Consider the following 23321-nt stretch of genomic DNA (forward strand, 5'->3'; position numbering starts at 1 on the left):
TGTCCCGCAACAGCTAGTGCGTGGAGCGGTCACTGAAAACGGCTGGAGGAACGAGATATGTCCGAGTGCGAGGTATGTGGAAACGATTACGCTCTGACGTTCGAAGTTCGTACGCAAGGAGGTGGCCGTTATGTCTTCGACTCATTCGAGTGCGCAGTGCACCTGCTTGCTCCGATCTGTGAACACTGCTCGTGCCGGGTGATCGGGCACGGGGTGCAGGTCGAGGGACGGTTTTTCTGCTGTGCCCATTGCGCGCGCCGGGCCCCCACTCCGCAGGGCGAGAAGGCCGCGGACTCGGTGGGTGGCGGCGCGTAGTCCGGGCGTTCGCGTGGCCACGCTGTCCCGTCAGTGAGTGTGGTGAGTTCCTCGTCGCTGGCGCCAGATCCTCGTTCTGGAGCGTGCTCTAGTGTTATCGCCAGGCTGGTCCGCTCTGGGAGAAGGTCGCCGCACTACTGGTACTACTCGGGTGCCGCGGCGACCTGCTCGTTATTCCGTCCGCTGAGGACTGAAAACGGGTGGGCCTCTGGATCCCATGGAGACACCGCCCACTGGTCGTGTTTGTGCAGCAGCAACCACTGATCGCCGCTGCGGTGTGCGAGTACGAACCGGCCGGCGAGCTTCTCCCCGTACAGATCGAAGTGCAGGTTGCCGCGTTGTATGGCGGTCTTGGCGTCACTCGCGCGTTCCCGGGCGAGTACCCAGTCGCCCCTATCCCAGACGATCACGTCTCCGCCACCGTATTCTCCGGCCGGAATGACCCCCTCGAACCAGGCATAGTCGAGCGGGTGGTCTTCGACATGGATCGCGAGTCTGCGCACCTCGGGGTCGAGTGTCGGCCCCTTGGGCACCGCCCAGCTCACGAGCACACCCTCGAGCTCCAGGCGCAGATCGTAGTGCAGCCGCCGGGCGCGGTGGCGTTGCACCACGAACAGGCATCCGTCCGGTGACGACGTTCCGCTGATGGGTTCGGCGGTACGGGTGAAGTCGCGTTTGCCATGGTAATCGGTGAGCTGGCTGTTGCCGGTTTTCTTGGTCACGCATACCACCTCGTGGCGTCGGTACACGTAGGCTACCCCGCACGTCGGTGAGGAAACTGCGTGTAGACGATGTCTAGCGGTATCCGTGAACACAAGCCTGGCGCCGGGCGGTTCGCCATCCGCGCAAAACCGCCGCTGGTGTTCGAGGTCCGGTACACACCAGTCGGCGCTCAGCGATCGGTCCATGGCGGGCAGCGTCCGTTGTTTCGCCGTCCTCGCGCATTGGTCACGCCCAGTCAGCGCCGGCCAGCATAACGACGGTCAACAGCGCCGCCAAGGCTATGGCGGCGGCCATACCGATATTGGCGCTCACCAGTGTTCCCAGCAGTACGGTCGTAGGTGGTCCGCTGACTCCGATGACCAGCGCCACGGCGAAAGCGACCGGGTGACACTGAACGCGGCGACAACCATTGGTACTCGTGAAGCGCGACAACTGCCGCCTGGTGAGCTGTTCGGTGAGCTGTTCTTCGATCTCGCTAAGGTGGCGGCGTTCGTTGGCGGACAACTCACTCATACGTTGAACTCCTTTGCCGGTGCCGATTCAAGGGTGTACGAAGTGATACCCGGAGCAGGCGCGATTATGCGGGCCGGGCGTGATGATGACGAGTCCGCTGGGGGACGATCAGGCCGGGAAGCTCCGCATTCCTGTGTCGGGGGCACCGAAGAAACTCGGCCGAGGCTTTTCGGGGCCATGACAGGAACGGCAGAGTACGGTGGCGCCGAGCGGTAATCCGTCGTCTCCCACCAGGTGAGCGATATGGGCTTGAGACCGGCCGCACTCCGCGCACGGCAATGGTGGCGTTGTGCGGTTTACCCGCACGGTTGCTGGCCCGAGGGTGGTCATTCTGTGCTCCTCTCAAGTTGGGATATCCGAGTACTACCCGGAATGCGGCTGGCCACTCGCCCATCCTGGAGCCCGCCGATCACAGCAGGGGAATCTGTACCGGGAAGGCGGTGTCGTGGAGTACGGCTTGGCCAGTTCGGAGACCGAGGGAAGGCTGCAGGTTAGGATTTCGCGGCGGCTGCTCGCGGCGTTCAAGGATCACCGAGTTCAGGGCTGGTCGAGTGCATGCATTCCCGTATGGCCGAGTTTCTCGGGACGGGGCAGGGGTATGCGAAAGTCATGCGTATCGCGGTGACAGGGGCAACGGGGAACATCGGCACGGCACTGCTGCGCCGCTACCTTGGCACAGCCGGACCTGAGATTCTGGGGTTGGCTCGGAGGCGACCGGGTCGTTTCGGCGTGATGACAGGGCTGAATGGTGCTCTGTAGATCTCGGCTCACCACGTGTGCTTCCGGTCCTTCGAGAGTACTTCAAAGACTGCGATGCGGTGGTGCATCTTGCCTGGTCTGCGCATTCACAGTCGGCACGCGCGCATTCAGTGAACCTGGCCGGAAGCCGCCGCGTGTTCGAGGCAGCCGGACAAGCCGGAATTCGGTATTTGATCCATGCATCCTCCTATGCGGTGTATCAGCCAGACGATATCGGCACTTGGGCTGATGAGAACCGGCCACGAGCTGCAGGCACAGATACACAAGGTGTCCGTAAGATCGCCGCCGAGGACGCACTCGACGAGACAGGAAAACGGTATCCGCAGATGTCGGTGGCGCGTATACGTCCCGCTCTGGTACTGCAACAACCCGCAGCCAGCCAACTCTGGCGGCGCGGTCTGGGGCCAGCAGCATTGGCACGAACCGGGGTTGCTCGCACATTATTACCACTTCCGCCGGGCTTTGCGATGCAGGTCGTGCATGCAGAGGACGTCGCGGACGCAATCCGGCTGATGCTCGATTCAAAGCCAGAAGGCACCTACAACTTGGCCGCACAGCCCCAGTGACGGCGGAACGCCTGGCTGCCCTATTCGGGCTGGTGCGAGTACCTCTGCCATTGGCTGCCTGCCGCGCGCTGCTGCGGACTCCATATTTGTACGGTCAGCGATCTGTCGACACAGCCTGGGTCGCTCGCGCTCACCGGTCCCCATCGCTGGCGACTGGGAAAGCACAGACTGAGCTCGGTTGGTCCCCAGCGCACGATACGGAGGACACGATCACCGAGTTTGCGCGTGCCTCGGCACTGGGTGCCGGCGAGGACAGCACACCGTTGCGGCCCCTCGGTGAATCCGCCTGACAGTCGGGTAGATTATCGACCACCGAGCAGGTCTCCGATGCGTCAGGTGGCATGGTGATCCCGTTGAGGTCGAGTTCGACTGCGCGGAAGAAGCTTTTCACCACGGTGCTGTTCCAGGTGGGGTCGCCCGAGCCACTCGAGCTGCGCCTGTGGTGGATCCCGTAGTCAGGTTCCTTCTCTCAGTTGCAACCCTGAAGTACTGGCAGCGGAATCACCCAACGCGGCTTCATCCGCTATCCGACGGTTTCCGGCTCGCCTCGCCCTGCAGGGCTTATTCGTCACCAGCGTACGGGTTCAGCCCGGCGGCGAGTTCGGTGTCGGCGAAGTGAGGAGCAACTGGCGCTGGCCCTGGCCGGGCCGCTTCCTGGAGCTGAGTGGATATACGAAGGTGACTAGTTCGCCAGGCTCTGGCACAAGACTGTGCCCGTGGTACGCCAGTACGTTCAGGGCACCGCCGGGATGTGGTTCAGTCGCTAAGGACCAGCCGCATTGTTGGTCCCATAGTAGCGCGAGATCTTGGTCTGGATAGGCAGAGCAGCGTTCGGACAAAGCGATATATGCGCTGGCCCGATCACTGAGCTCGCACAAAGTCGCTTCCGCACCGACGCCGAGTTCGGTGGCGATCCGAGCGATATAGCCGTGCAGCGCCGGTTCCAAGGCGGAGGTGGGTGCGTCCTCGTTGGTGAGGTACCGGGCCATGATCAGCTCATCTCCCTCCTGGTGGCGAATCAACGCGACGGTGGAGTGTGTCGAGATCAAGGTGCGTGCTTCTGCAACCGGTGACGATCTCGCCCGACCCCCGCTGCGCCGTCATCACGATGCGGCCCTCGGTCGCACTCATCCACGCGTAGTAGCAGGTCCAGGCTTGCCGTCGCATGACCCGTGCTCGGCAACGGAACGGGCCCTGCTCACCATAAACGGTACCGGCCCCTCGGGCTGATTGGCGGCGCACTCGCACACATTCATCCGTAATGCTGCACGCCGCCACAGGAAGTCGGCAGATCCGGTTCAACCGTCCCAAGTTCGGTGTACCCGGTCCAGCCGACCGCAACCGTGCAGGAAATCCGCATGGGTTCAGAGTCCAGAGGAATGTTCATCCGGCTTCTCGTTCGGGCGCGTCCCCAAGTGGTGAGCCATAGGGGAGCAGGCCCAGCAGGAGAGTCGAGCCTGCTAGGCGGCTCGACTCTGCTGCCGTATCAACGCCAGGGTTTGTCGGGGCTACTCGCTTCCGTTCCCGCTGTGACGTCCGCCTTCAGCTTTGGCTTCGCGAGACTGAGCTTGGGCGCCCTGCCTCCCGGCTTCCTGCGGGTCGGCGCCTTCATTAGCCCCGAATTGGCCAGGGCTTTTCTGACCACCTTGCGCAGCCTGCTCTTCGGTGTCATTGCGATTACCGAATTGACCGGGGTTGTTCGGGTCGGGCATGATGGTTTCTCCTTCCTGGCGGGGCCTTGATTTGCGGACGATCTGCCCGCATCGGCCTCGGTGCACTCATGCCCGTAGGACGGCACGGTAAACGCTGGAGCCGCCATGGGTGCTATCCAATACGACTATCGCGCCCATCAGCATACGGAGCACTTCGGTGGCGGACGCGGCCTGGTGGATACACCCAATTTCGACTGTGTCGACGTTTTTGGTGGGGCTGTGTGGGGTAGTCACGGAAGGGACTGGACACTACGGAAGGGACCGGAGACTGACGGCAGTGGTGGTTAGTATTCCGTGGAATATCGCGCTGACGACCTTTCTCACTGTGCGCGTCCATGCGGGTAAATGCGAATTCGCCGATTTCCTGCCGTCAGCACTGACAAGCAAATGGCCGGAGGTGTGTGATGACCGCGAGCGACACGGCGGAACGGTGTGGCTGGTCCTGGGGCACGCTGAGCGGTGAATCGCAAGGACAACCTCACGTTCATCGTCGACTGCCGACCTCTCCCGGGTGCGCTGGTACATTCGCCGCCTCCCGCTTGATCAAGGACCATGGGCATGCCGAAGGCTCCCGAATCCGGCTGTGTGGCCTCATCCAAGGACACGCCGTCTTCCAGGAAGTCCGCCCAGGTTCTGATCACGAACTCATTTCTCACTGCGCGACGCCTGGCGTGGAAGTGTGACCGTTATGGCCAGAGACTGTTCGCGGAACAGTGCACGGGCACAGGTATTGCTCGCCTGGCTACGGTTGACCCGGGCGAAGAGGTTTTACTCGGATGTAGCTACGATGCATCGGACACTACCGTCACATCAGCGACCCGAAAAGGCTCGGCCGCCGCGACGGTTGCTGCGTCACTGCATAGTGGAAGTCATGGGCGTAGACGGATTCCTGGCGTACACCGTCCGGCCAGATGATAACCGGCACGGTCCCCATATCGTGCACCTGCACGGAGGCGCATACGTCGAGGAAATCGAGCCGCATCATTGGCGTTTCGCCGCACGATTGGCACATGAGCACGGTTGTTGGGTAACGCTTCCCATCTACCCGCTTGCGCCGCGCTACGAAAGTTCAACGATACTTCCGATGGTCGAGCGTTCTTACCACGCCGTCCTTCGAACCTACGCGCCCCGGAAGGTGTTTCTCGCTGGCGACTCCGCCGGTGCTGCGCTCGCGCTCGCTGTAGCGCAGCGACTCCGCGCTACCGGTGGCCCTCAACCGCAACGGTTGTTGTTGTTCTCGCCTTGGTTAGATATCACTTTGCCAGACCCGCTCTCAGAGCGAATCGAACCGTCCGACCCGTTGCTGGCAGTAGCAGGGCTTCGTGAAGCTGGTCGGCTGTATACGGGCAACGGTGACCGCACCGATCCCGAGATAAGCCCAGAGTATGCACACCTGCCGGGGCTTGCGCCGATGAGCGTGTTCATCGGTACCCGGGACATATTGTTGCCGGAGGCGCGAAGGCTGATCGCCGCTGCGCAACGGGACGGAATCGATGTCGACTATTTCGAACAGCGCGGCATGTTCCATAATTGGCTGATGCAGCCGATTCCTGAGGCTGAATCGCCGATGAGTAGGATCGCGGACACGATTCTCGGCTCACCGCGGTAACGATCGGTCAGGCGATCTCCCCGCCAAGTGCGTGCAGTACTTCGCCGGTGTAGTACGACGAGTGCTCATTGGCTGCGAGGAACACACAGGAGGGCGCGAGCTCGTCCGGATCCGCTGCCCGTCCAAGCGGCACGTCGTCGCCGAAGCCCTCGACCTTCTGTTCGTCGAATGTTGCCGGGCTCAACGGTGTCCACACTGGGCCGGGTGCGACCGCGCTCACTCGGATACCGCGGGATGCGAACGCCTGCGCCAGCGAGTACGTCAGCGAGATCACCGCACCCTTGGTGGCCGAGTAGTCGATCAGCGACTTGTTACCGCGCAGACCATTGACCGATGCCGTGTTGATAACCGAGGATCCCCACCTTCGTGGTACGGAAGAAACTGTGCACGTTGACGTCGAAGGTGTGCAGCCACTGCTCGTCGCTCAGCTCTTCGAACGAGGGTAGGGGCGTCTGGGTGGCGACGTTGTTGACCAACACGTCCACGCCCCCGAGTACGTCCACGCTCTGCAGCACTACCTCGGCGCAGTGAGCGCGCTCGCCCATATCGCCCGCGATCGGAACGCATCGAACACCGTGGGATTCGACCTCCTCGGCCGTGGTTTGCGCGTCCTCGTGCTCGCAGAGGTAGCTGAACGCCACGTGCGCGCCCTCCTTCGCGAACGCGACAGCGACCGCGCGGCCGATTCCGGAATTTCCCCAGTGACCAGAGCTCTGCGGTCCTTCAACAGCTTGCGACCGTGGTAGCTACGCATGATCCCGTGGTCGTGGCTGCATCTCCGGTGTGGTGCCCGGTGGCGATTGCTGCTGCGCCGGAATTTCCTCGTTGCTCATCGTACCTCCCTGCCTTCTGGCGAGGAGATTTCCGCGAACCGGTCCCACGAAACCTCTCCGCCCGGCCACATCCCGATGAATTGAACCCACCGGTCTGGGCTCAGCTCGGCCCAACGCGGCGTCAACGAAGTGCGGCAGAACGAGCACCGGTCATCCGTATCGCGGGGCCCGCGTATCCGCTGCTCGTCACTGGCACAGGTGCGGGGAACTGTCCACGAACAACGCTGCACCGGCGAATAGATCCGCGCTCCCGAGGGTAAGACAGAACAATGGTGATCACTGTGATCTGTGGTGACACTAGCGGCACGACCGACCGCCGTCAGTCCCGTCAGTCTGGCCTCAGCCGCCGCCTGCGGGGACTTCCCGCCGAACAACCGGAGCGCCGTCCCGGACTCTGCATCGCCCGGCTCGGTATACCGGTCAACACGGTGCGGTCCCGTGGACACCGGGTGCTGGGAACCTGCAGAGAGGTTTCCCGCCCTCGCGGTTACACCCTGGCGAGCCGCGCCGATGTGGCAGCGTTGTCGCGCCCCGGCGACTCCCCGGTCATCCACGTGGCACCGTTGCCGGTAACCGGGGAGGCTTGAGATCATGGCGGCTCCGCATACCGCACGCCGAGGCCGTCAGCGAGGCGAACTGCGTCGTTACTCCGAGGTTCCGCCAGAAGTTGACGGGTCGGCCACCGGCGATCGCACGCAGCGTGTGCCGGCCAGGATCGCCCGGTCCGTTCGTAGTATCGGACGTGGACTCGCCGCACCCGGGGTCGAACGCGATCGCCTTCTGTTGCTCCTCAAGGCAGTGGTCGCGGCGTCCGCGGCCTGGGGGATCGCCGCCGTCGTACTGGGTTTGCCCTCGGCCACCTTCGCGCCGTTTTCGGCGCTGTTGACCGTGCGCGCCACCGTAGTGCAGTCGATCGACCAGTCATTGCGCTACGCCGCAGCCGTGCTGGTCGGAGTCACCCTCGCCGGACTGGTCGAACTGCCGATCGGGCCGAACCTTCCCGCATTTGTTCTGCTGATGTTCCTCGCGCTGGCGCTGAGCCGAATCCGTGAGTTCGGCGGCCAGGGCGTGCAGGTCTCGGTCGCGGCCGCATTCGCCTACGCCGCGCTCGCCGGGGCAACGAACTGGCAGCAAGGGCTCGTGCGGCTGGGCTGGTTGGCCGCGCTGGTAGCACTAGGGTGCGCGCTAGGACTGGTAGTCAATTTCGTGATCGCCCCACCGCTGCGCTACCGGCACGTCGCCAGCAGCGTGCATTTCGGGGGTGCGTTGCTGGCCACGTTGCTCTCCGAGATCAGCACGTCCTTGCGTACCGGAATCCCTACACAGCGCACCACCGATTTCTGGCGAGACCGGTGCGAAGCGATCCCGGAGAGCCTCGCGCAAGCCCAGCAAACTATCGCCGACTCAGCGCAAACGATGCGGATCAATCCGCGGCGGCTGCTGATGCGCCAGAGCAGTTCCTTGGACAGATACCGGACGATCGTGGAGACACTCGACCGTGCAGTGGGACAGTGCGTCACCATTACCCACGGGCTGGCCAGCATCAACACCGGCGAGTACCCGAGCGGCGACACAGCCGAACACTTCCTGCTGCTATATGCGGGATTCCTCGACGACATCACCAAAGCCGTGCGAATCCTGAGCCAGCTACCCGCACACGGCAACAAGCACACGTTGCGCTCGCTCGACATGGTGGTATCGCAGGCCTGGCGGTCGTGTCACCAGCTGCCCGAGCTGACCGCCGAGCAACAAGGGAGCTGGCCGACCTTGACCGCCCTGCGCATCGACGCGCACCGACTGACCGAGGAAATCGCCAAGGTCGCGCGATCGTTCGAAGCGCTCAGCAGGGGTGAATAGTTTTCCCACTCGAACCGGTCCGAGACGCTCGCTGTGCGTGCGGCCGCGCCGAAGGAGAGTAGGGATACGGCGGCCTGGGTAGCCCACTGTCATGGCTATGTCTCGTCCTGGTCCGCTGCGGTGGTGCTGGTATGCCTTCGGTGGTCGGCTTCCCGATGATTACCGCGAGTGGGTGCGTCAGGACGCGGCCGGTCCTCACTGGCTGAGGCGGCATCTGTTGCGGGTGCTGGTGCAGGCGGCACCGGTGGTGTTGGTCGCTGTGCTGCTGCTGGGGTGGCTGACTCCGGTGCCGTGGTGGATGATCGGCGCGGTCCTGGCAGCCGGCCTGCTGATGAGCGCGTTCCTGACTGCGGGTATGGCGCGGGAACTGAACAAGGCTCGGCTGGTCAAGCATGGCTTGCCGCCGGAATCGATGTCCGGTTCGTCCGAGTAGAGACAGAGTCTCGGGCTCCCCCTCGTGGCTGGCCCTGTTGCTCGGGCGCGACTGAGTCGCCCTGACTCACCGCAGGCGTACTGATGGTGCACGTGGTTTCGCCGTGGTAATCGATACGTGAATCCACGCATGGTGCGATTCGGTCGATGAAATCCGGGTACTTCGATAAGCCATGGAGCTAAGCGATACCGAGTATTCGCGTGGAATGCGTGTCACGGGACGGTTTGACCGCCATCGTGAGGGGAGGCACGGCGGATCGCGGGCCACTAAGACACCGCGGACGGCCACGGGGATGGTTGCGACGATACCGCTGGATGATGGCTGATCACGCTGGCCCCGTGCAGGGAGACGACGGTACCGGTCCGGATACTGCTGAGAAGTCGCTGGACCCCGGTCCTGGATCGAATCCGGTCGGTGATCGGCTGCCGCTTGGCTGGCGACTGAGCGCGGCGTTCGCCTGGAGGGGACTCGTATGTTTTGCCGCGCTGGCGGTTCTGGGCTATTTGATCGCTTATCTGGCCGTGGTGGTGATCCCGGTCGCTGTCGCATTGTTATTGGCGGCGCTGCTGCATCCGGTCGTGACCCGGCTGGTGCGATGGGGGCTGCCTCGTGCGGTCGCTGTGGCATTGGCGGTGATCGGAGGGCTCGCGATCATCGGTGGTGTGCTCAGCGCGGTGATCAATGCACTGCTGACTGGGCTTCCTGATCTGCAGGGCAAGCTAGGTGACAGTGTCCAGCAGATCAATGGATGGCTGGCGGCCGGGCCGCTGCGGTTGTCACCGCATACGCTGCAGGATCTGTTCGATCGAGCGATCGCCATGGCGAGAGCTCATCAGGCCGGTTTACTCTCCGGGGCACTCAGCACGCTGGCCGAGAGCCTGACTGCGATCGCGTTGGCGATTTTCACGCTGATATTTTTCTTGTACGAGGGCGCCTCGATATGGCATTTTGTGGTTCGGGCGGCGCCGGCGCGCGACCGGGTTCGGATAGAGACCGCGGGGCATGCTGGTTTCTCCGCGCTGACGTACTATGTGCGCGCGACGATACTTGTGGCGGCGGGCGACGCGCTCGGGATCGGGATCGGGTTGTTGATTCTCGGGATACCATTGGCGTTGCCGCTGGCGGCGTTGGTCTTTCTCGGCGCGTTCGTCCCGATCGCGGGCACGGTGCTGGCTGGTGCGGTCGCGGTATTGGTCACTCTTGTCACCAATGGGCTCGGAGCGGCGCTGATCATGCTGGTCGTGGTCGTAGTCGTCATGCAGCTGGAAGGAAATGTGCTGCAGCCACTGTTGCTCGGCCACACGTTGCACCTGCACCCCTTGGCTATCGTTCTGGCCATTACGGTCGGAGCAGTCACCGCTGGAGTCCCGGGTGCCTTGTTCGCGGTGCCGCTGCTGACCGTGCTCGTTTCCGGCACACGTCGCCTGAAGGGCCGAGTGCCGGAAAGCATGTCCCAGCAGCCGGCAGGTGCGGGAAGAGTGGCGCGGTGCTTCATGCGCTTCGTCCGAGGCGGCCGCCGTCGATCGCGACGAGGTGGCAAGGGGTCTGCTCGTATCGGACAGCGGCCTGATACGAGATGACCGCCGAGCACGAAGCCGGCGATTGCCGTACGGGATACCTGAGACACGTGCCGAAGGTGCGCCGAGGATGCAGTGGACAGCGGTGGGAGCGGCACTGGGCGCGGCGGTCGGGTTCGCGGTCAATACCAGCTTCCAGCATCACGGGGTAACGGGAACCCACACCGATGCCAAGGCCCATTGGTGGGTGCGGGTGGCTACCCGCCCGGTGTGGCTGGCGGGTTCCGCGGCAGGGCTCGTCGCGGTGGCGCTGCAGGCGTTCGCGCTCGCGATGGGGCCGGTGACCATCGTGCAGCCGATACTGACCACGGAGCTCGTTTTCGCGCTCTCGGCCAATGGGTTCTTGCAGCGGCGTCGGCCGGACCGGGCCGAGGTGGTGTGGGCAGGGATCCTGCTCGCGGGCTTGACGGCCTTTTTGCTGGCCGCCAGCCCACAATCCGGCTCGCCTGGCCAGATCAGCCGGACGACTCTGCTCCTGAGCGCCTTGACGACGCTGGGGCTGGCCGCGGTGCTGGTCGTGCTGGCGAACGGAACACTGTCCCGGTATCGTGCGGCTCTGCTCGGCGCCAGCACGGGTTTGGGCTTCGGTATCGTGAGTGTGCTGGGAAAGTACTGTTTGCTCCAGATCAGGGACGGACCGCTACCGGTCCTGATGGACTGGCCGGTCTGGATGTTGCTGGCCATGGCACTGGCCTCGGTGATCGTAGAACAGGCAGGGTTTCGTGCAGGGCCTCTGGCGGCCTCGCTGCCGCCACTGACGGTGCTCGATCCGCTCGTGGCCACCTGTGGCGGTGTGGTCGCGTTGAACGAGACGATGCGGGTCTCGGGGGCGGCGCTGGTGTTCGAAGGGATTTCGGGCGTGTGTTTGGTATCCGCGGCGATCGGTCTCGCGCGCCATACGGCCGTCGACCGATGAGTTCCGGGCGCCCGACGTGGGGTCTGCCGGTGGCGCTAGCCGACCACGGGGAGATAGGTCAGAAGCTGGCTGGTCAGTTCTTCGGTCGTGGTGTCGAACCGCGGTGGGTCGGCTGGGGTGGGATAGTTCTCGGGTTCGGCGCGGACGGATTTGACAAAGGTGACGACGGCGTCTGGTTCGGGCAGCAGTTTTTCGGTGTGGTAAGCGAGGATCAGCAGGTCTTCGCCGGAGTATGTCTCGATACCGAATGCCCATCCGTACCGTTGGTCCCAGACCAGGGCGGCCTCGCGGTCTGGCCGGTGTGGTGCGGGGGTGGCGAGTGCGATGTAGGCATTGGCCAGTTCGGCGACCTCACAACAGGTGGCGCCCGGACCGAGGCCGAACCCAGCGGCTACCCGGTGCACGTAGGTGCGCAGGGCCCAGTCCAGCCAGTCGATGTCGGATTCGTTGTACATTATCGTGATCCCGATGCCTGGTCAGTGGGGTCTTCACGCGGCGTCGCGGGGTAACCGGGTGTCGTAAGCTGGTCACGATCTGGGCCGGAGTGGTCGCGGATGGCGCTCAGGTGCCGACTGCGCAGGGTGGCGTCGACCGCGCCAGACACCGAGGCATACCAATGCAGTGCCTGGTCGGCGCCGGTGATCTCCAATGTGCGCCGCACTGCCGTGGTTCGGCTGACCACTGCGAGTGCGCGGCGGTTGGCCCTAGCTCGCTCACCGGCATGCAGGACAACCTCGGCTCCTGACGCGCCGAGGAAGGTGGTCTCGGACAGGTCGACCACCACCGTGTGCACGCACGAGCCGTTGTCGTCGATGCTGTGCAACTCGCGTGCCAGCAGTGGGGAGGTGATCAGATCCAGCTCCCCCCGAGCGGGGCATACCACCACACCCCGTCGTGGACAGAAGCGATACAGGTGCAGCCGTGGGTGGGCGCACACCAGCAAACCGTGGTGTTCGTGGTGCCGCTGCGATTTCGGATATCCGATCGAAGAGGGCGTCATTCGATACAACTCCTGGCATGACGGGATGTCAACAGAGAGATGCGCCGCCCCCGACCACGGCGCAGCGTTCTGCTGAATGGATCAGGAAACGCGGAATGCGGCACGTGGTTTGAACCGTCCGACAAATATATTCCCTCCCGGCCCGAAAAGGCAACTCCTTTACGGAATTCCGGTGGCGACCTTCAGTTGTTGGCCGCCGGAACCCTTCGGTGTTCCCCAGCGCTGGGCCCGTCGGCCCCTGCTTCGAACCGCCGCTGGCTTACCGATCCGGTGGTGTCGTTGAGCATCCGCAGATCGTGGGCGAACCCGCGCGGTGCTCGTCCATTCAAGCGGGCACTGGTGCGCACGGGCGCCTCCGCAGTGGCGAGTACAGGAAACCGGTGTGCCCGCAGACGTGCTAACAGGCCCGCGTCCTCTCCGGTTGCCAAGGGGGGAAATCCGCCTACTCGCGTGTATGCGACCGCACGTACGCCGAGATTCGCGCCGTGTGCGTGTCGATGTCCCTGCCGGGGCCGGTAACGTGCGTCGAAGGCGTGTCGCAGGCCGGCAGCGAGCCGCACCGTTCCGGCGAACGCATCCCAGCCGCATACTGCCGCCCGCAGCTGGCTCGTCAGCCAATCCCGGGGGACGACAGTATCGGCATCGGTGCAAGCGATCCAGAGTCCGGCGATTCCGAAATGTCGAAGAGCCTCGTCTGCCCCGGCGGCACGTGAGCGTCCCACGTTGCGCCACTGAACCGTGTGCGTATGAGCTCCGGCCCGGGTCGCGCGCCACGGTGTCTCGTCGGTACAGGTGTCGGCCACCACGATCACCGCGAAGTCCAGCGTGGTCGGCAGTCTGGTCCCGGCGACGAGGACGGAATCGACGCACGCTTCGATGCTCGCTGCTTCGTCGTGGGCCGGGACGATCACGGCGATCGCCTGAACACCGGCGGTCATCGGGGTTCCCGTTCGTACAGGTCGATCAGAAATTCGCGCTCCGCATAACCGCCAAGTGACCGGAACTCTGCGCCGGTGCGCAGTTCGGCATGTACCGTATCTCCGTCACAACGCTGCTCGGTGCTGCGCGGGCGCCAGTGCACCGCGACAAGGTGGCCGCCCGGTTCCAGACTGGCCGCGATCTCCGTATACAGCGCCAGCCGGTCGTCGGCGCAGAGATAGTAGGCCAGTTCGCTGAGAACGACCAGATCGAACCTCTCACTCGGCCATTGGTCGGGGACCGCGCCGACTTCGGCCGTCACCCCACGTTTCCCCCTGAGGCGGGCAGCGGTCGTCTGAACCGCTCGACGGTCGATGTCCCAGCACAGCAATCGACGGCAGCGGCCGGTCAATGCCTGCGACAGCAATCCGATCGAACACCCTGGTTCGAAGCAGGAGCGGTACATCCGGTGGGGTAGGAGCGCCACTGTGCTCGCGTGTTTACGTCGCTCGTACCAATTGTCGGCCAGTCCCCACGGATCGGAGCTCTCGTCGTATTTCGCCGCGAAATACTTGGCATCGCGCGAGCCGTGCATGTCGGCGTTCACAGGAAGAACACCTCGAATTCGCGCAACAGGCGGGCGAGCACGTGTTCGGTCAGTACCGGCTGGTCGGCGGGGTCAGGGGAAAGTGGTTCGGTCTGAGTCACGAACTCCTCGGCGGCGCGCCGTTTCGCCCCGACGGCGGTGGCATCGAGAGCTACCGACCTCGCTCGGCGCCACGGCACCCGCGGGTCGGCTGGAGATGCCCAGTGCCACATCCAGATGGGGTAGCCGGCATACCGTGCGCCGCTCTCGGCCGCCGCTCGCTGCGCCGCGCGGCCGGTGGCCTCGTGATCAGGGTGTCCGTCGTGCCGCCAGGTCGACAGGCACAGGGTTCGTGGGGTGCACAGCTTGCTCAAGGCACCGCACAACAGTGGCTCGTTTCCGGCGACGGCGCCGTCCCGGCAGGCCAGCCGTACGGTGTGGCAGTCGTCGAGTCCGAGTTGTGACCAGGCTGCTTTGCTCTCGACGCGGCGGTGCTGGCCGAGCGCGTGTCGTGCCCAGGTCCGGCTGTCCGGATGGGATCGTTCCCCGTCGGTGACCGCGACTATCGTGATCGAACTGCCCTGGCCCGCCCACTGCGCCAAGGTTCCTCCGGCACCGAGCACTTCGTCGTCCGGGTGCGGAGCGGCGAGGACGACATGTTCGGGTGTGTCGATCGGCCACCGAGGCGGGCACAGCCCCGGCCAGCTGCGCCAGGCTGTCTCTGTGGTGCCGGAGCCGCTCAGATCGGGCACGGTTCACCAGCCCAGGTCCGGCTCGTCCAATAACCTGGCGAGTGCCGCGAGGTCTCGTTCCGCATGGCTTTGCCGCACATAGGTCAGCAGGTCGGCGATCCGGCGCGAATGTTCGGTGTCGGTGGCCAGTGGCCCTGGTCCGAGCGCTCGGCCAACATGATCGATCGAGACCTGAGCCGTGTTCTCGACGATCGCGCGGACGCGGAGCGCCCGTAGCTGGGCGGCGGCGAGGTCGTCCCATGGCTCACTGGCGGCGGCGGACAGTGCCCAGCGGCTTGCGGCAAGCGCTGCGTCGACCGCGCCGAGGTGTGCCTTGCCGTGGTCATCGAGCGCGTCGGCGCCCTGTGCGCGATAGAGCGGTCCGGCGATTCCGGCAGCTCCGCCGAGCCAACAGGCGGCTACCGAGATCGCGCCGAACCAGAACCCGGGACGGTCGAGGTAGGCTCCGGGCTCGCCGACCGGGGTGGCCGGGACATCATGCAGGGTCACGGTCCTGGTGTCGCTTCCGGCCATCCCGACCCCCTGCCAGCTCGGTGGTCCCGGCTCGACTCCCGCGTCGGCACAGTCCACGGCGAACAGCCGTACTCCGTCGGGACAGTGCGCGGTGATCAGTGCGTGCGTGTACACCGTGGCCCCGGAACACCACTGCTTGGTTCCGACGAGACGCCATATCCCGTGACCGTCTCGAATACCCTCGACGAACGAGGTGGGCGGATCGGCAGCCCATACGCCCCAGTACTGCCCCGGTTTCACCGCCGGGCCGCCGAGCTCTCCATTGATCGTCGCGGCGTCCACGTGTGCCTCGGCCAACCGGGCCAGATCGAGATTGCGCGCACCGATCTCGTACAGGTATTGCCACCGCCGCATACGTTGTCCGGGGGACCCCGTGCCGGGGTGACCGCACTGCCGCAGCGCCTCGTCGGCGATCGGCTCGAACGCAGCGGTCGCCAGCTGACTGGTATCGGTCTCCTCGATCGTGGTCATGCTCGGCCGGTACCCGCCAGCGCCAGGAATAAACCCCGCGAACTTCGGGTACGACCTGGTCATGACTGACGAACAAGTGGCGGTAGTGGTGATCGGCGGCGGACCGGCGGGGGCAGCCGCTGCTCGCGGTTACCGGGAATCGGGAGGAACGGGCCGTGTGGTCATGCTCTCCGCGGACACAACGGCGCCCTATTTCCGGCCTGCGCTGTCCAAGGAATACCTGCGCGGTGAGCTCCACGAGCATGAGCTGCCGGTAGAATCCGGGGACTTCTACCGTGAGCACGAGATCGAGCTGCGCCTACGGGAACCGGTGACGGAACTGATTCCGGGACGACATCGGGCGCGAACCCGATCCGGTACCACGATCGACTACGGGCACTGCGTCCTGGCGACCGGCGCACGCCCTTCTCCGCCATCGGTACCAGGACTCGAACACAAGACCACGCGTACACTGCGTTCACTCCAAAGCTCCTCCGAACTTCGTTCGGATGCCGAACGGTCCGAAACGGTCGCTGTCGTCGGTTCCGGATTCATCGGTTGCGAAGCCGCGGTTTCCCTTGCTCGGCGTGGGAAATCGGTGACCCTGACCGCACCCGAGGATCTTCCGCAGCAGCAGCGGCTCGGCGCCTTCGCCGGCGCCCATATTCTGGCTTGGCTACATGCCGAAGGGGTCCACACCGAATTATCCGCGCCTTTGGCCGATGTCACAGCCGATGGCAGGTTGCGGCTGGCCGATGGGCGGACGATCGACGCTGAACTGACGCTGTTGGCCACCGGAATTCAGCCTCGCGTCGAACTCGCGGCCGAGGCGGGCCTCGCCGTGAACTCCGGGCGCATCCGCACCGATACGCGGATGCGCACTACTGCCCCCGATGTGTACGCCGCAGGGGATGTCGCTCTGGCGGACAATGCCATGGCGGGCCGACCGCTTCCGGTCGAGCACTGGGGCGAAGCCCTGGCCATGGGGGAGATCGCCGGCACCAACATCGCGGGCGCGGACACCGAATGGCGAAATCCGCCAGGATTCTGGACCGCGCTCGGGGAACGAACACTGAAGTACTCGGCGTGGGGCGATGGTTTCGACGAAACCCGGGTATTCAGTCAGGACGACGGTTCCTTCACCGTCTGGTACGGCAGTGACGGAGTCATCGTCGGTGTCCTCACACATAATGCCGACACGGAATACGAACGCGGCACGGATCGCGTCCGTCGCGCGGTACCGCTTTCCGAAGTGGGATAGCACCTCGACATGCCAACGGCTGTTGTAACAGGTCGATACGGGCGGCGGTCACGGACCCGCTTGCTTCCGAACGACGCAGGAATCGCACGCATAACAGTCACACATCCGGGTAGTCGATCCAGGTGAACGAAACCCAGAACGTGTTCGTGCTCGGCCTCGACGAACGCAATGAACAGACGCTCACCGAGGCGTGCGAGTCGGCTGAGTGCCGGTTCCATCCGCTGTTGTCGGTAGAGGAACTACTGGACGCGAACAGCCTGACTTTGGAATATTTGCTGGACAAAGCGATCGAAGAGCTGGAAGCCTTCCCGGATCGGATCGACGCTGTGGTCGGTTACTGGGACTTCCCGGTGAGCTCGATGGTCCCGATTTTATGCGAACGCTTCGGTCTGCGCAGCACTGGGTTGCGTGCGGTCCTCATCTGCGAGCACAAGTATTGGAGCCGACTGGAACAGCAGCGGGTCATCACGGAATATCCGGCATTCGACATAGTCTCATTCGACGACCGTGTTCCTCCCGGTCATATCGGTTACCCGATGTGGCTCAAACCGGTGAAATCGTTCTCTTCTGACCTCGCTTTCCAGGTTCGTGACGACCACGAGTTCCGTTCGGCGCTGGATGAGATCAGTAAGGGCATCGGACGCGTGGGAGCGCCCTTCCAACGATTGCTCGACCGGGTCGAACAGCCTGCTGCCGTTCGGGAAGCCGGGGGAGAGGCTTGTCTGGCCGAACACGCGGTGACCGGAAGCCAGGTCACCGTCGAGGGCTATCGGACCGCGGAGGAAACCGTCGTCTACGGCATCATCGACTCGCACAACTACCCGGACACGTCGAGTTTCCACTACTATCGGTATCCCTCAGAGGTGCCGTCGGATGTGCAACGGCGGCTGGTCGATATTTCCGAACGCGTGGTCGAGCGGATCGATTTGCGGCATTCGGCGTTCAACATCGAGTATTTCTGGAACGAGGACGCCGACGAGATCAAGCTCCTCGAAGTCAATCCACGGCACTCGCAATCGCACGCGATGCTGTTCGAATACGTTGACGGAACGCCGAACCACCGGGTCATGGTGCGGTTGGCGCTCGGTCTCGAGGTCGAATTCCCGCACCGAAAAGGGCCGTACGCGGTGGCGGCCAAATATTTCGTCCGCCGCTTCGTCGGCGGACGGGTCCTGCGCGTACCAACCGATGAGGAGGTCGACGCGCTTGAACGCCAGATGAGCGGCTGCGCTGTGGACGTGCTCGTCGAACCGGGCCAACGACTGGCCGATCTGGCCGAGCAGGACAGTTACAGCTATGCGATCGCGTCGATACACCTGGGTGCGCGCGACCAACAGGAATTGACGGACAAGTACGAGCGCTGCCTTCGCTCGTTGCCGTTCGCCTTCGATGAGAGAGAGGAGGCCGAGTGAGTGCGTGAGGTCACCGAGCTACCGCACGCCGTCCACGAAGAGCAACAGGTACGGATCCCGCTTGCCGACGGCACCCGGCTCTCCGGGCGTATCTGGCGGCCCGTCGACGCCGAGGAACATCCGGTCCCCGCGATCCTCGAGTTCATCCCGTACCGGGCACGCGATCTCACGGCCGTTCGCGATTCCGTGCACCACCCCTACCTAGCAGGTCACGGCTACGCCGGGGTGCGCGTCGATCTGCGCGGAAGTGGAGACTCCGAAGGCGTGCTCACCGACGAATACCTGGAACAGGAACTGTGTGACGCCGAGGAGGTTCTCGATTGGCTCGCCGATCAATCATGGTGCAACGGGCGGACCGGGATGATGGGTATCTCCTGGGGCGGCTTCAACGCCCTGCAGGTCGCCGCGCGCAGGCCCCGCAGTCTGGGAGCCATTGTCACCGCCTGTTCCAGCGATGACCGCTACACCGATGATGTGCACTACATGGGCGGCTGTCTGCTCAGCGACAATCTTTCCTGGGCATCGACGATGTTCGCCTACAACGCTTGTCCACCTGACCCGAGGGTGGTCGGGCAGCGCTGGCAGCGAATGTGGCATGAGCGGCTGGAGAACAGTGGCCTGTGGCTGGAAACGTGGCTGCGTCACCAGTACCGCGACGACTACTGGCGTCATGGTTCGATTTGCGAGGATTATACCGCGATCGACGTCCCGGTAATGGCTGTGAGTGGCTGGGCGGACGGCTATTCGAACGCGGTACTGCGCATGATGGCCGAGCTGGCCGTGCCGCGCAAAGGACTCATCGGACCGTGGTCGCACAAATACCCGCATCTCGGCGAACCGGGCCCGGCCATCGGATTTCTGCAGGAACTGGTGCAGTGGTGGGATCACTGGCTCAAGGACGCGGACAACGGCGCGATGGACGGGCCGATGTTGCGCACCTGGATGCAGGACAGCGTTCCGCCATCCACTTCCTATGAGCGTAGGCCGGGACGCTGGGTCGGTGACCCGGGATGGCCTTCGCCACTGGTGACCGATCAACGGTACGCACTCTCTTCTCACCGCATCGCTCCCGCAGGTGAGCCCGGCGAGGACACCATGCTGACTGTCGAATCGCCATTGTCGGTCGGTCAGTTCGGTGGGAAGTGGTGCTCGTACAACGCTCCTCCAGACCTGCCCTACGACCAGCGCGAGGAAGACGGCGGATCACTTGTCTTCGATACCGAGCCGCTCGAAGCGCCCTGCGAGATCCTGGGTACCCCGGTGCTGGAACTCGAGTGTTCGGTCGACCGGCCGGTCGCCATGCTCGCGGCACGGCTCTCAGATGTCGCGCCGGACGGGCGTGCCACCAGAGTCAGCTACGGCCTGCTCAACCTCACCCATCGCTACGGCCATGATCAGCCAGAACCGCTGGAGCCGGGACACCGTTACCGCGTGCGTGTGCCGCTCAACGGTGTAGCCCAGACATTTCCCGCTGGCCACCGGATCCGTCTTTCCCTGTCCAGTTCGTACTGGCCGCTGGCCTGGCCGCCACCGGAACCAGTCTGCATCAGTGTGTACACGAAGGAGAGCTGCTTCAGCCTGCCCGTGCGCGAGCAGAACGATCCTGACGAGCCCGAGGTGACACCGTTCGATGAACCCGAAGGTGCGAAACCGGTCGAGGTCACGCGGGCGCGTCCGGGATCCGGACAGTGGCGTGTCTCCAGGGATCTCGTCGACTACGACGCCGAGCTGCATGTGGTCAAGGACAGCGGGGGCCGCATTTTCGAGGACATCGGCCTCGAGGTCGATCAACGAGTGGACGAGCGGTACACCTGGACCGGGGACGACTTCCACTCGGTACGTGGAGACGTCCGATGTGTGACCTCGTTCGCGCGCGAGGACTGGGCGACCACCACGGTCACCAGAACGATACTGAGCTCGGACCAGGAGAACTTCCACTTGCACGCCGAATTGGACGCCTACGAAGACCAGCAGCGGACCGTATCGCTGAACTGGCAGCACACCATTCCCAGAAAACACCTCTGAGGTCGAACGTGCGGGCGGATGGTTCGGGCACGAATATCGGGCTAGGCCAGGAGCTCAGGCCACGAAGCGTTGCTCAAGCGAGCGAGTCCACCACTGAAGGCACTCGTCTATGACAGGCCCCGAGATGTGCGGATCAAGGATGTCCTCGACCCGGCATCGAGACCCCCGGGGAGTGGAGCTCGGCGAAAGGGGTCGAACACGGTCGCCACGGCGACCGCGTGTCTGCCGTTCAACATCTGTTGTGGGCACTGTGGGAACTGCGAACGAGGCAAGCTTGCCGAGGGCACAGGTGCCACGGCCATCGACGATTCGAAGAGCTCTCCCGGTGGACGGTGCTGCGACACGAATAGGATCGGAGCGGACAAGGGCGGTGATCGGATTCTCCGGTACTGCGTCGGTGCCAAGGCAGGCTCGCCCGGGCGTATCGGTTGCCGCAACGGACCCAGCATCCAGATCCTTTGCCAGCTGCCGCGATCCCGTTTCAGATACGGTACCGTTCCGCGTCTTGCCAGCGGATCGCCAGCCCCAGCCCGATACGATTCGGGTCGGGACGCAGGAAGCCGCCGTCAGGTAGGAGTGTCCCGTCGAAGAGCAGTCGTTCGGTCCGGGCGTGGTCGTGGAAGTATTCGAGATGTCGCAGCTGACGTACGGCGCAGAAGGCGTGCGCGGACACCGCGGGCGCGCAGTGCGCGGAAATGTCCGTTTGCCAGCCAGAAGCGTGGGCCGCGACCTCGAGCAGGCCGGTGATGCCACCGCAGCGGGTCACGTCGGCCTGCAGACAGTCGACCGCACCTGCTTCGAGTAAGTTGTGGAAGTCGCGGAGTACGAATCCGTACTCTCCCGCGGTGATGTCCATGCCGGGCGGGCCGTGTTCGCGCAGCCACCGGAGCCCATCGAGGTCCGCTGAGCTGACCGGTTCCTCAAACCAGGTGATGCGCCATTCATCGGCGAACCGCTCGGCCCAGTACCGGGCCTGTTTGCGGCTCAAAGCCCCGTTCGCGTCGACCATCAGCTCGGGATCATCGCCGATCTCGGCGCGTACGGCCGAAATCCGTTCGGGATCCCGTTCGGGATTCCGTGAGGTTTTCAGTTTCACCCGCGGTATCCCGCGCGCGACCCACCTGGTGAGCTGTTCGATAAGCCGGCCGATCGGATAGTTGGTGAAGCCACCGCTGCCATACACCGGAACCTCGATCCGGTGGGCTGGCAGCAGGGCAAAAAGTGGCATGTCGAGCAGCCGCGCCTTGAGGTCCCACAAGGCGATGTCTACGGCCGCGATCGCCATCGAACCGACTCCCGGTCTGCCGGCATTGCGAATCGCCGTGCACAGGAGAGACCAGATGGTGGCAGGAAAACATGGGTCGCTCCCGAGTACCAGCGGGGCCAGTTGCGAGCGGATGAACGTCGCGACGGACGAGTCGCCGTAGGTGTAGCCGATTCCGGTAGTTCCGGCGGCGCTGACCTCGACCACGATGACCGTGGTGGACTCCCAGCTCAGGGTACCGTCGGTCTCCATGCCATCCGGCCCATCGGTGGGAACCCGGAAGGCGTGGACCCGCAGCTGTGTGACGCGCGGTTCGGTCATGGCGAACGTCGCCGCCAGCGCCACAGCAAACCTGCCGCGGCCAGAAGCGCTCCGGCCGCCGCACCGTGATGCCTCGAGATGACCGGCTGCCAGCTGCGTGGCTTCGCGAAACGATCGAATGAACCATGCGCGCCCGGATCGCCGTTATGCCTGGAGTCGGCTGGCCGCCACAGGTTGGGCCTGGAATCCGCGGGAGCGCGCTCGGCTTGCTGGGCTTCGAAACCGGAATGGGCCAGATAACGGTCCAACAGTCCCGGCGCGAACTTGTCTCCGATCAGCGTGCCAACCGTGGGTCCGCCGACCCAGTATTCGCGGCGTCCGGGGTGGTGTGCGGCGTGCGCTATGGCACGGGCGGCGATCTCGGGCTGGTAGATCGGCGGAACCGGCCGCGCTGGTTTGGGTAGCCGGGTCGTCAGCCAGTCGAACTGCGGGGTGTTCAGTCCGGGCAGCTGCACCATGGTGATCCGGACCTTGCTGTGTTCGTGAAGCAATTCGCAGCGCACCGACTCAGTGAATCCCTGCACCGCATGTTTGGCCGCGCAGTAGGCCGACTGCAATGGGATTCCCCGGTAGGCGAGCGCCGAACCGACTTGCACGATCACTCCGTGGTTCCGCGGCCGCATCCGCGCCAGCGCGGTCAGAGTTCCGTAGACGTAGCCGAGATAGCTCACCTCGGTGACCCTGCGGTACTCGTCCGGATCGATCTGCCAGGACCGGGCGAACACCGAGCTGAACGCGTCGTTGATCCACAGGTCGATCGGACCGAGCTCGCGCTCGATGTCGTCCGCGGTGGCGCTGAGCGCGACGTGGTCGGCGACGTCCACGGTCACGGGCATGGGGGTGGCGCCGCGGTCCCGCACGTCACCGGCCGCGCCGGCGAGACCATCCTCGCCGCGGGCAAGTAGCGCGATCCGGTGACCTGGTACGGCCAGCTCTCTGCTGACCGCTCTGCCGACTCCGCCGCTGGCTCCGGTGATCACGATGACCTTGTCGCGGTAGGACATGC

21 protein-coding genes and 2 pseudogenes are annotated in these 23321 nt (G+C 64.4%); 11 read left to right on the plus strand and 12 right to left on the minus strand.

The window, feature by feature from the left end; all coding sequences use genetic code 11:
* Window positions 1-57 precede the first annotated feature (57 nt).
* Window positions 58-315 carry a Prokaryotic metallothionein gene (locus tag AD72_RS37655; RefSeq protein WP_082469057.1) on the plus strand — a complete coding sequence of 86 codons (258 nt, stop codon included), beginning with the start codon at window positions 58-60 and terminating at the stop codon, window positions 313-315.
* A 143-nt stretch (window positions 316-458) separates the two neighbouring features.
* Here AD72_RS37655 and AD72_RS20320 read toward each other — a convergent pair whose 3' ends face one another.
* Window positions 459-1037 carry a DNA polymerase ligase N-terminal domain-containing protein gene (locus tag AD72_RS20320; protein ID WP_031468118.1) on the minus strand — a complete coding sequence of 193 codons (579 nt, stop codon included), beginning with the start codon at window positions 1035-1037 and terminating at the stop codon, window positions 459-461.
* Between the two features lie 226 nt (window positions 1038-1263).
* Window positions 1264-1551 (minus strand): hypothetical protein, encoded by a 288-nt coding sequence (locus AD72_RS20325; protein ID WP_031468119.1) that lies wholly within the window; start codon window positions 1549-1551, stop codon window positions 1264-1266.
* A 734-nt stretch (window positions 1552-2285) separates the two neighbouring features.
* Between AD72_RS20325 and AD72_RS35835 the strand changes: the two are divergent.
* Window positions 2286-2876: pseudogene (locus AD72_RS35835) on the plus strand (NAD-dependent epimerase/dehydratase family protein); the annotation flags it as partial.
* A gap of 584 nt (window positions 2877-3460) precedes the next feature.
* Here AD72_RS35835 and AD72_RS38215 read toward each other — a convergent pair.
* Window positions 3461-3865, minus strand: coding sequence for a DUF6292 family protein (locus AD72_RS38215; RefSeq protein WP_425480777.1), 405 nt, complete (start codon window positions 3863-3865; stop codon window positions 3461-3463).
* A gap of 540 nt (window positions 3866-4405) precedes the next feature.
* On the opposite strand from AD72_RS38215, the gene AD72_RS36715 reads away from it, so the two are divergent.
* The gene (locus tag AD72_RS36715; RefSeq protein ID WP_031468120.1) at window positions 4406-4618 is read left to right on the plus strand and encodes a hypothetical protein; all 213 of its coding nucleotides are present in this window, start codon (window positions 4406-4408) and stop codon (window positions 4616-4618) included.
* 841 nt (window positions 4619-5459) lie between these two features.
* A complete protein-coding gene (locus tag AD72_RS20335) occupies window positions 5460-6197 on the plus strand; it encodes an alpha/beta hydrolase fold domain-containing protein (protein ID WP_231644910.1) in 738 nt (245 codons plus the stop codon).
* A gap of 7 nt (window positions 6198-6204) precedes the next feature.
* Here the strand turns inward: AD72_RS20335 and AD72_RS20340 are convergent.
* A pseudogene (locus AD72_RS20340) lies at window positions 6205-7030 on the minus strand (SDR family oxidoreductase).
* Window positions 7031-7813: 783 nt separating this feature from the next.
* On the opposite strand from AD72_RS20340, the gene AD72_RS20345 reads away from it, so the two are divergent.
* The 4 genes from AD72_RS20345 to AD72_RS20360 all read left to right on the plus strand — a co-directional run bounded on the left by AD72_RS20345 (window position 7814) and on the right by AD72_RS20360 (window position 11813).
* Window positions 7814-8887 carry an FUSC family protein gene (locus tag AD72_RS20345; RefSeq protein ID WP_197285026.1) on the plus strand — a complete coding sequence of 358 codons (1074 nt, stop codon included), beginning with the start codon at window positions 7814-7816 and terminating at the stop codon, window positions 8885-8887.
* Between the two features lie 97 nt (window positions 8888-8984).
* Window positions 8985-9320 (plus strand): DUF5313 family protein, encoded by a 336-nt coding sequence (locus AD72_RS20350; RefSeq protein WP_156365293.1) that lies wholly within the window; start codon window positions 8985-8987, stop codon window positions 9318-9320.
* A gap of 338 nt (window positions 9321-9658) precedes the next feature.
* Entirely contained in the window at window positions 9659-10900 is a 1242-nt protein-coding gene (locus tag AD72_RS20355) for an AI-2E family transporter (RefSeq protein ID WP_037346691.1), read from the plus strand.
* Between the two features lie 67 nt (window positions 10901-10967).
* Complete coding sequence (locus tag AD72_RS20360; protein WP_031468125.1) at window positions 10968-11813, plus strand: DMT family transporter; 846 nt, start codon at window positions 10968-10970, stop codon at window positions 11811-11813.
* Window positions 11814-11848: 35 nt separating this feature from the next.
* On the opposite strand, the gene AD72_RS20365 is transcribed toward AD72_RS20360, so the two are convergent.
* From AD72_RS20365 to AD72_RS20385, 6 genes are all read right to left on the minus strand, one after another.
* On the minus strand, window positions 11849-12268 hold the full coding sequence (locus AD72_RS20365; protein ID WP_051898818.1) for a DUF6292 family protein: 420 nt from the start codon (window positions 12266-12268) through the stop codon (window positions 11849-11851).
* On the minus strand, window positions 12268-12813 hold the full coding sequence (locus tag AD72_RS20370) for an STAS domain-containing protein (RefSeq protein ID WP_082469061.1): 546 nt from the start codon (window positions 12811-12813) through the stop codon (window positions 12268-12270). Before AD72_RS20370 ends, AD72_RS20365 begins: the two co-directional genes overlap by 1 nt.
* Before the next feature lie 182 nt (window positions 12814-12995).
* Window positions 12996-13751 carry a glycosyltransferase family 2 protein gene (locus AD72_RS35845; RefSeq protein WP_082469062.1) on the minus strand — a complete coding sequence of 252 codons (756 nt, stop codon included), beginning with the start codon at window positions 13749-13751 and terminating at the stop codon, window positions 12996-12998.
* The gene (locus tag AD72_RS20375) at window positions 13748-14338 is read right to left on the minus strand and encodes a methyltransferase domain-containing protein (RefSeq protein ID WP_156365294.1); all 591 of its coding nucleotides are present in this window, start codon (window positions 14336-14338) and stop codon (window positions 13748-13750) included. Before AD72_RS20375 ends, AD72_RS35845 begins: the two co-directional genes overlap by 4 nt.
* A complete protein-coding gene (locus AD72_RS20380; protein WP_031468129.1) occupies window positions 14335-15069 on the minus strand; it encodes a PIG-L deacetylase family protein in 735 nt (244 codons plus the stop codon). Before AD72_RS20380 ends, AD72_RS20375 begins: the two co-directional genes overlap by 4 nt.
* 3 nt (window positions 15070-15072) lie before the next feature.
* A complete protein-coding gene (locus AD72_RS20385) occupies window positions 15073-16053 on the minus strand; it encodes an acyl-CoA dehydrogenase family protein (protein ID WP_197285027.1) in 981 nt (326 codons plus the stop codon).
* 61 nt (window positions 16054-16114) lie between these two features.
* Here AD72_RS20385 and AD72_RS20390 point away from each other — a divergent pair, with 61 nt between their 5' ends.
* The 3 genes from AD72_RS20390 to AD72_RS20400 all read left to right on the plus strand — a co-directional run bounded on the left by AD72_RS20390 (window position 16115) and on the right by AD72_RS20400 (window position 20730).
* Window positions 16115-17293, plus strand: a complete 1179-nt coding sequence (locus tag AD72_RS20390; RefSeq protein ID WP_031468131.1) for an NAD(P)/FAD-dependent oxidoreductase — start codon at window positions 16115-16117, stop codon at window positions 17291-17293.
* A gap of 536 nt (window positions 17294-17829) precedes the next feature.
* On the plus strand, window positions 17830-18705 hold the full coding sequence (locus AD72_RS20395; RefSeq protein ID WP_425480778.1) for an ATP-grasp domain-containing protein: 876 nt from the start codon (window positions 17830-17832) through the stop codon (window positions 18703-18705).
* Window positions 18706-20730, plus strand: a complete 2025-nt coding sequence (locus AD72_RS20400; RefSeq protein WP_031468133.1) for a CocE/NonD family hydrolase — start codon at window positions 18706-18708, stop codon at window positions 20728-20730.
* A gap of 481 nt (window positions 20731-21211) precedes the next feature.
* On the opposite strand, the gene AD72_RS20405 is transcribed toward AD72_RS20400, so the two are convergent.
* Complete coding sequence (locus tag AD72_RS20405; protein ID WP_231644911.1) at window positions 21212-22339, minus strand: enolase C-terminal domain-like protein; 1128 nt, start codon at window positions 22337-22339, stop codon at window positions 21212-21214.
* Window positions 22312-23319: an SDR family oxidoreductase gene (locus tag AD72_RS20410; protein ID WP_031468135.1), complete on the minus strand. Its 1008-nt coding sequence runs from the start codon at window positions 23317-23319 to the stop codon at window positions 22312-22314. The genes AD72_RS20405 and AD72_RS20410 overlap by 28 nt, the downstream gene beginning before the upstream one ends.
* Between the last annotated feature and the right edge of the window lie 2 nt (window positions 23320-23321).

This window comes from Sciscionella sediminilitoris (assembly GCF_000737195.2).
Classification (GTDB): Bacteria; Actinomycetota; Actinomycetes; order Mycobacteriales; family Pseudonocardiaceae; genus Sciscionella; species Sciscionella sediminilitoris.

What these genes read in the sequence shown, in the direction of transcription:
- AD72_RS37655 (WP_082469057.1), top strand. Translation starts at nt 58, where the DNA reads ATGTCCGAGTGCGAGGTATGTGGAAACGATTACGCTCTGACGTTCGAA.
- AD72_RS20325 (WP_031468119.1), bottom strand. Translation starts at nt 1,551, where the DNA reads ATGAGTGAGTTGTCCGCCAACGAACGCCGCCACCTTAGCGAGATCGAA.
- AD72_RS38215 (WP_425480777.1), bottom strand. Translation starts at nt 3,865, where the DNA reads ATGGCCCGGTACCTCACCAACGAGGACGCACCCACCTCCGCCTTGGAA.
- AD72_RS20335 (WP_231644910.1), top strand. Translation starts at nt 5,460, where the DNA reads ATGGGCGTAGACGGATTCCTGGCGTACACCGTCCGGCCAGATGATAAC.
- AD72_RS20350 (WP_156365293.1), top strand. Translation starts at nt 8,985, where the DNA reads ATGTCTCGTCCTGGTCCGCTGCGGTGGTGCTGGTATGCCTTCGGTGGT.
- AD72_RS20360 (WP_031468125.1), top strand. Translation starts at nt 10,968, where the DNA reads ATGCAGTGGACAGCGGTGGGAGCGGCACTGGGCGCGGCGGTCGGGTTC.
- AD72_RS20365 (WP_051898818.1), bottom strand. Translation starts at nt 12,268, where the DNA reads ATGTACAACGAATCCGACATCGACTGGCTGGACTGGGCCCTGCGCACC.
- AD72_RS20370 (WP_082469061.1), bottom strand. Translation starts at nt 12,813, where the DNA reads ATGACGCCCTCTTCGATCGGATATCCGAAATCGCAGCGGCACCACGAA.
- AD72_RS35845 (WP_082469062.1), bottom strand. Translation starts at nt 13,751, where the DNA reads ATGACCGCCGGTGTTCAGGCGATCGCCGTGATCGTCCCGGCCCACGAC.
- AD72_RS20385 (WP_197285027.1), bottom strand. Translation starts at nt 16,053, where the DNA reads ATGACCACGATCGAGGAGACCGATACCAGTCAGCTGGCGACCGCTGCG.
- AD72_RS20390 (WP_031468131.1), top strand. Translation starts at nt 16,115, where the DNA reads ATGACTGACGAACAAGTGGCGGTAGTGGTGATCGGCGGCGGACCGGCG.
- AD72_RS20395 (WP_425480778.1), top strand. Translation starts at nt 17,830, where the DNA reads ATGTGGCTCAAACCGGTGAAATCGTTCTCTTCTGACCTCGCTTTCCAG.
- AD72_RS20410 (WP_031468135.1), bottom strand. Translation starts at nt 23,319, where the DNA reads ATGTCCTACCGCGACAAGGTCATCGTGATCACCGGAGCCAGCGGCGGA.